Source organism: Ruegeria sp. AB11 (assembly GCF_056536325.1).
The window spans coordinates 1,349,412-1,362,790 of sequence record NZ_JBQFJO010000001.1 but is presented as its reverse complement, the minus strand read 5'-3'; the positions used below and the strand labels follow the sequence as shown (position 1 = coordinate 1,362,790).

Below are 13,379 nucleotides of genomic sequence, written 5' to 3'. Positions count from 1 at the left end.
TCGAATTGATGCGGGTCAGCCATCTTCGCATCAGATATCGCAGAGGAGCGCGAAGATGGAAAAAGTTGCATTGATCACTGCAGGCGGCAGCGGTATGGGCGCGGACAGCGCGCGCCGGTTGGCGGCGGACGGGTTCAAGGTTGGCATCCTATCCTCTTCGGGTAAGGGTGAGGCGCTGGCGCATGAATTGGGCGGCGTCGGTATTACGGGTTCGAACCAGTCAAATGATGACCTGCAAAAACTTGTGGATGCGGTGATGACCAATTGGGGGCGCATCGATGTACTGGTCAACTCGGCTGGTCATGGCCCACGCGCACCGGTGCTCGAGCTTACGGATGAGGACTGGCACACTGGTATGGATGTCTATTTCATGAACGCGGTGCGGCCCACACGTCTGGTTACCCCAATTATGCAGGCGCAGGGTGGTGGATCGATCATCAACATCTCGACCTTTGCCGCCTTCGAACCTGACCCGGTGTTTCCGACCTCAGGCGTATTCCGCGCGGGGCTGGCGGCCTTTGCAAAACTGTTCTCGGACAAATATGCCGCCGACAATATCCGCATGAACAACGTCTTGCCGGGGTTCATCGACAGCCTTCCCGAGAAGGAAGAGTTCCGCGCACGCATTCCGATGGGCCGTTATGGGCGCAGCTATGATGAGATCGCCTCGGTCGTCTCGCTGCTGGCCTCTGAGGGTGGCGGATATATCACCGGCCAGAATATCCGTGTGGACGGCGGTATTACCCGGTCTGTCTAAACTTCAAAATCGGGTTTTGACGAGGTGCGTCAGGGCAGCTCCGGTTTCGAAAAAAGCCCGGCGCAGTCCCGTCCAGCTCTCACGGTACTCCGTTATCGGCGGCACAGGCAGCAGCGACGGATCATCGTTAAGTAGGCTTTCGGCCATCAAGCGACCGAACACGGTGCCCGGTCCGATCCCACGCCCCGAGAACCCATGCGCGGCCAGCGCATGCGGGCCGATCTGAATGATCTTGGGGATGTGGTCTGAAGTCATCGCAATGCGTCCGTGCCAACCTTTGACCAGCGGTTGATCCGCCAGTTGCGGGTAGACCGCCACCAACTTGCGACTGACCCAAGCTTTGTGCGCAAAGCCTCCGACGCTGTTCAGATCACCCATTCCGCCGATGATAAATCGTCCCTCCTGATCCAGCCGGAACGATGTCATGATCAGCCCTGTATCCCAACACCCTTCACCCTCGGGCAGTATGCTGGCTCGTAGGTTATGTGACAGCGGAGCAGTGGCGTATTGGAAATAGTACACAGGTACGTAGGCGGGCGCGGTATCGGCGATGCCTTGATGATAGGCGTTGGTCGCCTGAATGATCGATTTGGCACGCACGGCGCCGTTTTCTCCGTGCAAAACCCACATCCCCGCCTCCTGTCGCAGGGATTGGATTGGGCTTTCGGTATAGATCAGCGCCCCCACATCCTGCGCGGCGCGTGCCAAGCCGACTACAAAGGCCAGCGGTTGAATTGTGCCAGCACGGGGGTCGAACAAAGCGCCATGGACAGCGGGGCTACCTGTGCGCTTGCGTGAGGTGTTTGCATCAAGTAGCTCGACCGGCGCCCCAGAAACGCTCAACTGGCTATGGCGTGTATGCAAATCCTCAAAGCCCTTGGCCGAATGGGCACAATGTAACGTGCCATGCCTCACCGGCTCGCATGCAATCTCATGCGCATCGATCAACCCAAAGACTTCAGATGGTGCATTCGCCAGCAGATCTATCAGACGATTACCTGGCACCTGCCCCAGATGCGACCGAATTTGATCAGGTGGCAGCCAAAGCCCGGCATTGACCAACCCTACATTTCGACCCGAGCCGCCATGCCCAATCCGATGTGCTTCGAGTAGGCAAACCGAAGCCCCAGCCTTTGCTGCGGTCAAGGCGGCAGAGCACCCCGTGTACCCCCCTCCTATAACCGCAATGTCTACGGTTACGTCACCAGAGAGTTTTTGCGTTTTGATACTCTCGCCGCAGGTCTGCCGCCATAACGATTGATCATAGTCAGGCATTCCCAAGCCTCGCCAAATTTTCGTCGATCATCAGGCCGGATCTAGCCAGTTGCAAGGGCGCGTTGATCGGTCCGCCCCATGGCAATCAGGAACGGGTCAGCTTCCTGCAGCGACTGGAACGACATCTTGTCCGTCATACCGCGCCAGTTCCCCAAAGTCAGAGATTGCGCGACGGCACCGCCTAGCGTTGCACCGGGGCCTGTCACAATAAAGAGGTCCGGAGCGAACTCGCGCGCGGCCGTCTGGATGGCATGGGTGAAATCATAGGTCTCGGTCACCTGATGGCCAAGTGTATACTCCCTCAGTGCCCCGGTATCTGTCGCTCCGGGCCACCAGATTTTACCACGGCCGTCGATCATCGGGCGCTCTGGTTGGCCAAACAGATCAGCGCCCAGTAGCGCTCGACCTTCCGCCGCCACTGGTGCCTGTAGCGCAGTGTGGAAGGCAGCATGGTTCGCCAGTCGCAAAGGAAACCTATCCTGCACAACGGGATTGGCGGTTTCAAACGCAGTTAGCCCTGCCTCATTCCCTGCAAGTACCAGCATCCCGCCCAGATCAATCGAAAGCGCCAGAGTATGGTCTTTCAATGTGTTGATCCGCGCAACCGTGTCTAACAACGCTGATTTGCGTTCAACATCATTCGACCATTCTTCGTCAACGAACGGGTACACCAATTGGCCACCGATCAGTTGCTTTTGCATTAGCGCACCCATCGTATTGACCACACGAAAGCCGTTCTCTGGGGTCAATGCACCAGCGACGGCCAGCGCGATATACCATCCCATCGAATTGCCGGTGACGGCGACCACATCAATATCCTTGGCAAGTGCCTGCGCATCCGCCAATGACGCCGCATAGATCAAGGGTGAGGCCACATCGCCACGCGAATATTTACCAACGCTGAAACGGCCAGCACCATCCAGCGCCGTTACCGTCTCCTGCCCCGCTTCAGCACGGATCTCATCGAAACTGTGAAATTGGCTCATCCGACCCGCGTGATGTTGATGCAGGTAGCCCAATTCAGGCTTGTTATAAGTACCCCGACCAGGACAGATCACAACAGCAGTGCGGGTCATGATTTTCCTCCGGTCAGCGCCAAAGCAGCGTCAACAATTCCGTCTTTCGAGGGGAGAGGCGCAGCGTAGGCCGGACCGGTCGCGATAAAGCAATCCTCGGCCACAACACGGGCGGTTGGTATCGCGGGGCTGTCTTCCGCGAAGAAAGTCATCAGCGCTTCAGACTGGCTGCCGGTGCGGCGGCATTCGTCAACGATCAATACATGTGCGCATGTGTTGGTGGCCTCGCGCAAGGCGTCAGTCGGTAGCGGAGCCAGCCAGCGCATATCAATGATCCGGGTTTTCAGCCCTGCCGCCTCAAGCTCGGGCAAAGCCTGTTTCGAAAGATAGTGCCCATTGCCGTAGGTCACGATCGCCAAATCTGTGCCGCCACCATGTACGCCAACCTCACCCAGCGCAATCTTTTGATCCGGTGACGGATAGGTGGTCATCCACCCTCCATCCTGCGCCCCGTGCAGATCGCGCATGGGATAGAGCGCGATCGGTTCAAGAAACACCACAACTCGTTGCTCCTCTCGAGCCAAGCGCACACATTCGCGCAGCATTTGTGCCGCATCCGTACCAGTAGAGGGGCAGGCGATGATCACGCCCGGTATGTCCCGCAAAACGGCCAGAGAATTGTCGTTGTGAAAATGCCCGCCGAATCCCTTCTGATACCCCAGACCAGCGATCCGCAGGACCATCGGATTAGTGAATTGTCCACTCGAGAAGAACGGCAAAGTTGCTGCCTCCCCCCTGATCTGATCCTCGGCATTGTGCAGATAAGCCAGAAACTGGATTTCGGGGATCGGCACGAAGCCGTTATGACCCATGCCGATAGCGAGCCCCAAAATAGATTGCTCGTCCAGAAGTGTATCAATCACCCGGTCCGGGCCAAAACGCTGCTGTAGCTTCTGTGTCACGCCATAAACGCCACCTTTGCGTCCTACATCTTCGCCCATACACACGATCTCATCATGCGCCAGCATCAGATCGGTCAGCGCCCAGCTGATCAGCCGACTCATCGGCTGGGGCTCATCCATCGCACGCGTATCGCCGCCAAAAGTTTCAGTCCGCGCTTTGGCACTCGGGCCATTTGTCGGCTTGCAGGGACGTTTGGGCGGGATCAGGCTTGCCATAACCTCGGCCGCATTTGCCAGATGAGGACGACTGGCAGCCTCGGTCGACACGCGGTCGGTTCTTGCGCAAGTGTCGCGGTAAATACTCAGCGCCTGTTCCGTCGACAACGCACCTGCCTGATCCAGCAGCCGTACGGTGTGCAATAGCGGGTCGTTTGCCTCATCTGCTTCAACTTCAGACTTTGGCAGATAAGTTGTCGGCACATCCGCACCAGCGTGGCCATACAGGCGCACTGTTTTCAAATGCAGGAAAGCTGGTTTCCGACGCCTGCGGACATAGTCAGCGGCCTCTTTTGCGACGGCGTGAGTTTCATAGATATCCAACCCGTTTGCCTGAAAATACCTGATCCCCGGACGGTGCTCCATCGACGCCTGAATCCAGCCTTTGGGCGTTTTGACGGAAATCCCGATTCCGTTGTCTTCACACACGAACAGCAAGGGCAGCGGTGTCGACTGCACGCTTGTCCACCCTGCAGTGTTGATCGCCCCCTGAGCCGTCGAGTGATTGGCTGAAGCATCCCCAAAAGAACACATTGCAATTCCGTCTTTCGGCAGCACGCGATGTTCAGGCGTGTTTCGGCGCGCAGCCCCCAGCGCATAAGCCGCACCGACAGCTTTGGGTAAATGGCTGGCGATGGTCGAGGTTTGTGGCGGGATCATCAGTGCTTTCGACCCCAGAACCTTATGCCGTCCGCCCGAGATCGGGTCATCACTTGAGCACGCAAAGCTGAGCAGCATGTCCCATGTGATCTGTTGACCCGGTACCTGTTCCGCCCGCGCGATCTGGAAGGCCGCGTCCCGATAATGGAGGAACGCAATATCGGTCGGGCGCAGGGCATGCGCAACGGCTGCCATCCCCTCATGCCCGGACGAGCCAATCGTATAGAACCCCTGCCCAGCCTTTTGCATCGCTCGGCTGGTCCTGTCCAATGCACGGCTCAGAACCTGTGACCGGAACAGCGAAACCGCATCTGCATCGCTCAACCCGGAGCACGGCGGCACACCGTCGGGAAAATCGCGATCTGCAACGCGGGTCAGAAAATTCTCATGTACGATCTGGGCGCGGTCCATGGTTCTCGCTTTTGTTTGGTCTGTATCATCGGCTTTGACCGATCTCGGCGCGGGTTCGCCCAGCCTCTCGATTTTCCCGCGCCCGGGCACGCGTTTCAAGATCACAATTGGCGATGCGTTCCAGCTTTCATCGCTCTGGTGGTTGGAAAAAACCAGTGTTATTGCGTTCAGAAGGTATGAGGATAAGTCATATGATTACGCCCAGGCGGTTTCTTCCCTCCATCTCATCTCTGCTCGCGCTCGAGGCTGTTGACAGGTTGGGCAGCGCTTCGGCTGCGGCAGCTGAACTGTCCCTGACCCAAAGCGCAATCAGTCGCCAACTGAAGACAATGGAGGACCAGTTGGGCGTGCAACTGATCGAGCGCAGCCAAATGCGGCTGCACCTCACGCCCGCCGCCAAAGATTATGTCCAGACCGCAAGGTCTGCAGTGCAGGAACTGGCGCGTGCGGCATTGAAGCTCAAAGCCAACCCGGCTGGCGGGTCGCTTGACCTGTCGATCCTTCCCGCGTTCGGGATGCACTGGCTTGCACCGCGCCTGCAGGATTTTGCCCGCCGCCATCCTGAGGTCACAGTCAATCTGGGGACCCGCCTCAAGCCATTTGATTTTGCCTCTGAACCATTTGATGCAGCGATCCATTTTGGTCAGCAGGATTGGGCGGGTGTTCAGTATCTGCCGATCATGAGGGAAGAGGTCCTGCCCGTTTGTGCCCCTGCACTTACCAACGCCAATTTCGACACCTTGGATACCCTCTGCGCCGCGCCGCTGTTGCACCTGGATTCCCGACCAGATGCCTGGGAGCGCTGGTTCGAGATGCAGGGCCAATCAGTCACCGGCCTGCGGGGTATGATGTTCGATCAGTTCTCGACCATGATCCAAGCCACGATCCATGGATTGGGCGTAGCTTTGGTGCCTTCATATCTGGTTCAGGATGATCTGCGCTCAGGGAGACTTGTTAAGGCGTGGGACGGTCCGTATGTGAGTCTTGGCAGCTATTATCTCGTATGGCCGAATGACCGGTCTACCCCCGAGCCGCTGCGATCTTTCCAAGGCTGGATCAGTGAACAATTGGAGCCTGATACCAGCCTTTAGAACTCCCTTAGAATTTGCCGTTGTCATTCTTCCATTCGCTGCGCGGTGCAATGGTCTCAACCGTATCCCAATGTTCAGTGATCTTGCCATCAGATACGCGGAACAGATCATAGAAAGAGCTATGCTTGCCTGCTCGCTCGCCCTCACAAACGGTCAAAACAAAATCGCCTTCCGCCAGAACCCGGTGAAGATGCTGATAGTTTATGGCCTCTATGTCGGACAATGCGGCGCGCAACGCTGTTAACTCGTCTGAGAAACCCGGGCTGTGTTCCGCAAAGGCAGTGGTGTTAACAAAAGCTTCTATCTGATCTGGATCTCCTGCGATCAGGGCATTTTCAACGAAAGAACGGACAAGCGTCCGGTTCTTTTCTGTATTCTCGATGTCCCGGCTTTCTGTGGGGCCATCCACCATACTGCGCCCCGAACCATTTGGACCCAATCGTTTCTGAATATTGTCCCAATGCTCGACCGCTCGCCCGTCTTCAAAGCGGAACACTTCAAAACCAATGTTTCGGCGCGAGAAATCATATTCGGTATGCGCAAAGACAAAGTCTCCATCTTCAAACGCGCGCACAATGTTCACGCGTGGAGAGGTATCAGACAGCCGCTTGAACAACGCCGCCAAGCCCTCACTGCCTTCATGAGTTTGTGGATTGTGCTGGATATACCGCGCTTCGTTCACCACTGAAATCAGGCCCGGATCGCCCGTCTCAATACTCTTGAGCAGGGCGCATATGCGATCTTTGTTAGACGCAACCATGTCGAGGTTCCTCTCGGATAGAATATCCCTCAATCACAATGGCAGGCGGAATGCAGTGCTTCAATGGCAACGAGTGCCGCAAACCTACGCGGCCTCAGGCCTTGCGTCCTGCGGACAGCAGGGGCCGGGCAGGTGCGGACTGCGCCCGCGCCTGCCTGGCCCAATTGGAGGAGACGTTCTGCAAGGAATGCCGACGACGGGCGGGAGTGCCTCGCGTTAGACGTCCAGCGAACGGGCGATAAGCTCTTTCATCACCTCATTGGTGCCACCGTAGATCATTTGCACCCGCGCATCCGCGTAGAGCCGCGCAATCGGATACTCCATCATGAAGCCATAGCCGCCGAACAGTTGCAGGCATTCATGCATGATTTCGTTCTGCACCTCTGAACCCCAGTATTTCACCATTGACGCTGTCGCTGCGTCCAGCTCGCCGGCCTCCAGCTTGCCGATGCAGTCATTGACAAAACTGCGCAGGACCTCGGCCTTGGTCTTACACTCGGCCAACTTGAAACGGGTATTCTGGAAATCCATCACCCGCTGGCCAAAGGCTTTGCGTTCCTGCACATATTTCACAGTTTCAGATATTGCAAAGTCGATCGCGCCCAGCGCCATGATCCCGATGGTCAGCCTTTCCCACGGCAGCTGTTTCATCAGCTGATAGAACCCTTGCCCCTCCTCTGGGCCCAGCAGGTTAGTCATTGGAACTTTGACATCCTCAAAGAACAATTCTGCCGTGTCGTTGCCCTTCATTCCAAGCTTTTCAAGGTTCCGTCCCCGGCGGAATCCCTCGGTTCCTTCGGTTTCGACGGCGATCAGCGAGACACCCTTTGCCCCAAGGGACTTGTCGGTCTTCGCCGCCACGATGACCAGATCAGCCGATTGCCCGTTGGTGATAAATATCTTGGAGCCATTAAGCCGATACGAATTGCCATCCTTCTCAGCCGTAGTCTTCACTGCCTGCACATCCGATCCAGTACCCGGCTCGGTCATCGCAAGCGCTCCGATCATCTCGCCAGAGGCAAGCTTTGGCAGCCATTTGTGTTTCTGATCCTCACTGCCATAGGTGGTGATGTAATGGGTCACGATGGACTGAATGCCGTATCCCCATCCAGCATCACCGCGTGCGGTCTGTTCGTACAGGGTGACAGAATCGAAGCCCATTCCACCGCCAACACCGCCATACTCCTCGGCAATCGAACCAGCCATCAGACCCGTCTGACCCGCCTGCAGCCAAAAGTCCCGATCAACCACGCCGTTTTCGGCCCATTTCTCTGTGTTAGGAACCAAAGCATCGTCCATGAAACGACCGGCCATCTCGGCAAACATCCGGTGTTCGTCAGTAACCCAGGCGGCGGTGCTGGTAAAAAGCGACATCAATAAGCTCTCCAGATCAGGTGTTTGACCCAAGGCTACCTGCGTGTGCGATTCCTTCCAATCCATGTGACGTGGCGTCGAAAAGCGTTGCTACGCAACGTCTTTGGTCCAGTTTCCGGCCCTGTTCACTTCTGCGTTCCCACATCTGACAGCCCACGCAATTGTCATCCATATTGAAGACGATCCGCGAAAGACTCAGGAGACAGCAAAAATGCCCCGCGCCTTTTCTGAACTGACCTTCACGCCCGCAGTGCGCGCCCATCAAGAGCGGATGGGATCAGCCAAAACCTACTCAAAATTCCTCGAATCCGGGCCGCGGCAAGGCCATCAAATCGGACCGGCAGAAGAGGCATTCATTCACGCACGCGACGGATTTTATCAAGCCACTGTATCAGAATCAGGGTGGCCCTATGTTCAGTTTCGGGGTGGACCGGTCGGGTTCCTGAAAGTGCTGGACCCGCAAACTATCGGTTACGCTGACCTGTCGGGAAACAAGCAGTACATCTCGCGCGGAAATCTTGATGGAAATGACCGCGTGGCGTTGATTCTGATGGATTACGCGAACCAGCGTCGCCTCAAGATCCTGGGGCGGATGACATTTTCCGAGGGTGTTGAGGCCGCAACCAATCTCTATGTCGACGGCTCGGAGACCGAGGCAGAGCGTGCTGCCATCATCAAAGTTGAGGCGCTCGATTGGAACTGCCCGCGCCATATCACGCCTCGCTTCACCGAGGCCGAGCTACGGCCCCACCTAAACACACTGGGTAAGCAACTGGCTGATCTACATACAGAAAATCAGCGGCTGCAACGCGAGTTGGCCGAGCTCAAGGCTTCCGGCGCGTAGATCAACTTCAATCCAGGTGCGACGGTGGCGCGCAGTTGAGAACAGTGTCTTGACCTTCCAGTGACTGGAGCCTCTATATCGAGGCCAAAGTACATTACCAGGACGCCACGAATGGCCGAGCTACTGCATACACAGATCAGGATTACGGGCATGGGATGCGCCTCGTGCGTTGGCCGGGTCGAGGGCGCATTGCGTGCGACACCCGGGGTGTGCTCCGCCGAAGTCAACTTCGCGACCAAGACGGCCGATATCACCTATGAGGCCTCATTCGACGAGATTCTAGACGCGCTCAACACAGCGGGCTTTCCCGCGGCGACAAGACAGATACGTCTGGACATCGATGGCATTACCTGCGCCACGTGCGTGAACCGGATAGAGCGTATTTTGCAGGCAAGCCCGGGTGTGTCAGATGTGGCAGTCAATCTTGCCACGAAAAGCGCCACAGTGACCTATGCCGAGGGTGTAACCGAAGCGGCAATGCTTGCGAAGACTTTGACCGAAGCGGGGTATCCGGCGCGCCCGGAGGCCGAGGACGGAGCCGATCATAATTGCAAAATAGATGAGTTTGCGGAAATGCGGCGCGCAACAGTGTTTGCCGCCATGTTGGCCTTGCCGGTATTTGTTTTGGAAATGGGCGGGCATATGATCCCTGCATTTCACCATTGGGTTCATTCTACTATCGGCCTTCAAGCAAGCTATCTGATCCAGTTTGCGCTAGCTTCAGCGCTGCTTGTCGGTCCTGGCCGGGTGTTCTACGCCAAAGGTATCCCATCACTGCTGAGGGGCGCCCCCGATATGAACGCGCTGGTCGCTTTGGGGACAGGCGCGGCATATCTGTACTCGGTCCTCGCGACATTTGCGCCGCAGGTTCTGCCGCAAGGCACAGCCAACGTTTATTTCGAGGCTGCGGCAGTCATCGTTGTACTGATTCTGCTAGGCCGTCTGATGGAGGCCCGCGCAAAAGGGCGAACAGGTGCAGCAATTCGCAAACTGGCCGGACTCCAACCTAAAACAGCTCGGGTCGAGAGGGATGGAACAACCCAAGACCAGCCTATTGCCGAGATCATTGTGGGTGACATCATTCAGATCCGCCCGGGTGAGCGCGTTCCTGTGGACGGCAACGTTTTGGACGGAACCTCGTATGTAGATGAGAGCATGATTACCGGTGAGCCCATACCCATCGGCAAAGCCAAGAACGATCCGGTGGTCGGAGGAACGGTGAATGGAACTGGTGCCCTTCGCATTCGGGCCACGCATGTAGGTTCGGATACCGTGCTGGCGCAGGTTGTCAGACTCGTCGAACAGGCACAGGGGGCAAAGCTGCCCATTCAAACGTTGGTGGATCGAATCACCTACTATTTTGTACCTGCGGTGATAGGCGTGGCCTTATTGACGGTTGTTGCGTGGCTGATTTTTGGACCCGCCCCGGCTTTACCGCTGGCACTGGTAGCCGGGGTCTCGGTGCTGATCATCGCCTGCCCTTGTGCGATGGGTCTGGCTACGCCGACCTCGATCATGGTGGGTACCGGGCGTGCAGCTGAATTGGGCGTGTTGTTCCGCAAGGGCGATGCATTGCAGCAGTTACAACAAGCCAAAGTCATCGCCCTGGATAAAACAGGCACGCTGACTCTGGGTCGGCCCGAACTGGAAGAGGTTGCGACAACAAACGGCTTTGACTGCGCCGAAGTCCTGCGCCTGGCCGCGGCGGCTGAAGCGCGATCGGAACACCCTATAGCTACCGCAATCACTCGCGCAGGTCCTGACATTTTGCCTGACGTGAAGGAATTCAGCTCCCTGACAGGGTTGGGCTTGCGCGCGCAGGTCGAGGGGCATTCTGTATTGATTGGGTCTGACCGCCTTATGGTACAGACCGGCATCGACCTTGGTAGCCTGCGGCCTGATGCGCAGATACGTGCAGCCCAAGGGGCTACACCGATCTATGTTGCAATTGACGGACAAGCCGCTGCTGCGCTGACAGTTTCAGACCCAATCAAACCGGGCACGCCCGAGGCACTGACCCGACTGCATGAGATGGGTGTGACCCTCGCCATGGTCACCGGCGATAACGCGCAAACCGCACAGGCGCTGGCCGATAAGCTGGGCATTGACCACGTCACCGCCGAGGTTCTGCCGGAGGGGAAGGTTGACGCAATCGAAAAGTTGCAAACCAGGTTTGGAACACTCGCCTTTGTTGGTGATGGCATCAACGACGCGCCTGCTCTGGCAAGGGCTGATATAGGTGTGGCAATCGGAACCGGCACTGACGTGGCAATCGAAACCGCGGATGTCGTGCTGATGTCGGGCGATCTGCGCGGTGTCGCAAACGCGGTCGAAATCAGTCAACGCACGATGCGCAATATTCGCCAGAATCTCGGTTGGGCTTTCGGATACAACACGCTGCTGATCCCGGTCGCAGCCGGAGCGCTATATCCGTTTGGCGGTTATCTACTGTCACCCGCTCTAGCCGCCGGGGCCATGGCCTTGTCCAGCGTCTTTGTCGTATCCAATGCTCTGCGGCTGCGGCGCATCCGGACCAGCATACCGGGGGCCAGCGACAATTCACTTCGGCGGGAGGCTGTAGCATGAACATCGGAGAGGTCTCGACCCATACGGGCCTGCCCGTCAAAACCATCCGCTATTATGAAGATATCAACCTGATCAAACCGCTGCGCGACAACAATGGGTATCGTCGGTTCCGCGATAAGGACATTCACAAACTGAATTTCCTGGGTCGCGCCCGAACGCTCGGGTTCACCATCGAAGACTGCCGCACATTGCTGGCCCTTTACGAGGATGAGACCCGGGCCAGCTCTGACGTAAAACGCGTTGCGCGGGATCATCTGGCGCAGATTGACGCCAAAATTGCTGATCTCAAAGGTATGCGCGAAACGCTTAGCCATCTCGTCGATGCGTGTGCCGGGGACGACCGTCCTGATTGCCCGATTCTGAAAGACTTGGGCGGCAAACTGTGACGCAGGGTTGCCCTTTAGCCCAACCTTTGATTTGTCTCTGCTGAACATCTCGCCCTGTTGTGCCGTCGAGGCCTGGGACGGATTACAAAGAGGATCATCACATGGCAAAAATCGCTTTCCTTGGTCTGGGCGTCATGGGCTACCCGATGGCCGGGCACCTTCAGGCCGCCGGTCACGACGTCACAGTCTATAACCGCACCGCATCCAAAGCAGAGGCCTGGGTTGCCCAGCATGGCGGAACCATGGCGCTTACTCCGCGTGAAGCCGCGGCAGGGGCAGAATTCGTGATGGCCTGTGTCGGCAACGACGACGATCTGCGCATGGTGTGCACAGGTGAGGATGGGGCCTTTCACGGAATGGCCAAAGGTTCAATCTTTGTGGACCACACTACGGTATCCGCCAAAGTGACGCGCGAGTTGTACGAGGCTGGCAAAGCTGATGGGATCGCTTTTGTGGATGCCCCGATCTCGGGCGGTCAGGCCGGGGCCGAGAATGGTGTATTGTCGATCATGTGTGGTGGCGATCAGGAGGCCTATGACGCAGCTGAACCGGTGATGCAGGTCTATTCCAAGATCTGCCGCCGCATTGGCGACAACGGTGCAGGCCAGATGACGAAGATGTGCAATCAGATCGCCATTGCCGGGCTGGTGCAAGGTCTCAGCGAAGCGCTGCATTTTGCTGAGAAGGCCGGTCTAGATGGCCGTGCTGTCGTCGAGGTAATCAGCCAGGGCGCTGCGGGCAGTTGGCAAATGGCAAACCGGTACGAGACCATGTTGGATGACCACTTCGAACATGGCTTCGCCGTGGATTGGATGCGCAAGGATTTGGAGATCTGCTTGAATACAGCAAATGAGACCGGCGCATCGCTGCCCGTTACCGCGCTAGTCGATCAGTTCTACAAGGATGTGCAGAAACTGGGTGGCGGCCGGTGGGATACGTCCTCGCTGTTCAAACGCCTGCGTGCATTGAGCTGACGGTAGGGGGGCTATCTGCCCCCCATCGCACCGGGGCGCGATCCCCCCGAGAGTATTTTTGGCCAGA

The 13,379-nt window shown here is 57.3% G+C and carries 11 protein-coding genes; 6 read left to right on the top strand and 5 right to left on the bottom strand.

Annotated features, from left to right (window positions below):
* Positions 1-55 precede the first annotated feature (55 nt).
* On the top strand, positions 56-757 hold the full coding sequence (locus tag ACR3EJ_RS06950) for an SDR family oxidoreductase (RefSeq protein WP_170544978.1): 702 nt from the start codon (positions 56-58) through the stop codon (positions 755-757).
* A 3-nt stretch (positions 758-760) separates the two neighbouring features.
* Here the strand turns inward: ACR3EJ_RS06950 and ACR3EJ_RS06945 are convergent, their stop codons facing one another.
* Genes ACR3EJ_RS06945 through ACR3EJ_RS06935 form a run of 3 tightly spaced genes read right to left on the bottom strand, consistent with a single transcriptional unit; the run spans position 761 to position 5,297 of the window.
* Positions 761-2,032: an NAD(P)/FAD-dependent oxidoreductase gene (locus ACR3EJ_RS06945; RefSeq protein WP_170544980.1), complete on the bottom strand. Its 1,272-nt coding sequence runs from the start codon at positions 2,030-2,032 to the stop codon at positions 761-763.
* 41 nt (positions 2,033-2,073) lie between these two features.
* Entirely contained in the window at positions 2,074-3,108 is a 1,035-nt protein-coding gene (locus ACR3EJ_RS06940; protein ID WP_170544983.1) for an ACP S-malonyltransferase, read from the bottom strand.
* Positions 3,105-5,297, bottom strand: a complete 2,193-nt coding sequence (locus ACR3EJ_RS06935) for a thiamine pyrophosphate-dependent enzyme (RefSeq protein ID WP_170544986.1) — start codon at positions 5,295-5,297, stop codon at positions 3,105-3,107. Before ACR3EJ_RS06935 ends, ACR3EJ_RS06940 begins: the two co-directional genes overlap by 4 nt.
* Before the next feature lie 191 nt (positions 5,298-5,488).
* Between ACR3EJ_RS06935 and ACR3EJ_RS06930 the strand changes: the two genes are divergently transcribed.
* A complete protein-coding gene (locus ACR3EJ_RS06930; protein ID WP_170544988.1) occupies positions 5,489-6,388 on the top strand; it encodes a LysR substrate-binding domain-containing protein in 900 nt (299 codons plus the stop codon).
* Positions 6,389-6,395: 7 nt separating this feature from the next.
* Here ACR3EJ_RS06930 and ACR3EJ_RS06925 read toward each other — a convergent pair whose 3' ends face one another.
* Positions 6,396-7,148 (bottom strand): nuclear transport factor 2 family protein, encoded by a 753-nt coding sequence (locus ACR3EJ_RS06925; RefSeq protein ID WP_170544991.1) that lies wholly within the window; start codon positions 7,146-7,148, stop codon positions 6,396-6,398.
* 216 nt (positions 7,149-7,364) lie between these two features.
* Positions 7,365-8,522, bottom strand: a complete 1,158-nt coding sequence (locus ACR3EJ_RS06920) for an acyl-CoA dehydrogenase family protein (RefSeq protein ID WP_170544993.1) — start codon at positions 8,520-8,522, stop codon at positions 7,365-7,367.
* Between the two features lie 211 nt (positions 8,523-8,733).
* Between ACR3EJ_RS06920 and ACR3EJ_RS06915 the strand changes: the two genes are divergently transcribed.
* The 4 genes from ACR3EJ_RS06915 (at position 8,734) to ACR3EJ_RS06900 (ending at position 13,312) form a co-directional block, all read left to right on the top strand.
* Positions 8,734-9,366 (top strand): pyridoxamine 5'-phosphate oxidase family protein, encoded by a 633-nt coding sequence (locus tag ACR3EJ_RS06915; protein ID WP_170544996.1) that lies wholly within the window; start codon positions 8,734-8,736, stop codon positions 9,364-9,366.
* Between the two features lie 111 nt (positions 9,367-9,477).
* Positions 9,478-11,952 carry a heavy metal translocating P-type ATPase gene (locus tag ACR3EJ_RS06910; RefSeq protein WP_480422895.1) on the top strand — a complete coding sequence of 825 codons (2,475 nt, stop codon included), beginning with the start codon at positions 9,478-9,480 and terminating at the stop codon, positions 11,950-11,952.
* Positions 11,949-12,338: a Cu(I)-responsive transcriptional regulator gene (gene cueR / locus ACR3EJ_RS06905; protein WP_170545000.1), complete on the top strand. Its 390-nt coding sequence runs from the start codon at positions 11,949-11,951 to the stop codon at positions 12,336-12,338. The genes ACR3EJ_RS06910 and cueR overlap by 4 nt, the downstream gene beginning before the upstream one ends.
* Positions 12,339-12,439: 101 nt before the next feature.
* Entirely contained in the window at positions 12,440-13,312 is an 873-nt protein-coding gene (locus ACR3EJ_RS06900) for an NAD(P)-dependent oxidoreductase (protein WP_170545003.1), read from the top strand.
* Positions 13,313-13,379: the final 67 nt, after the last annotated feature.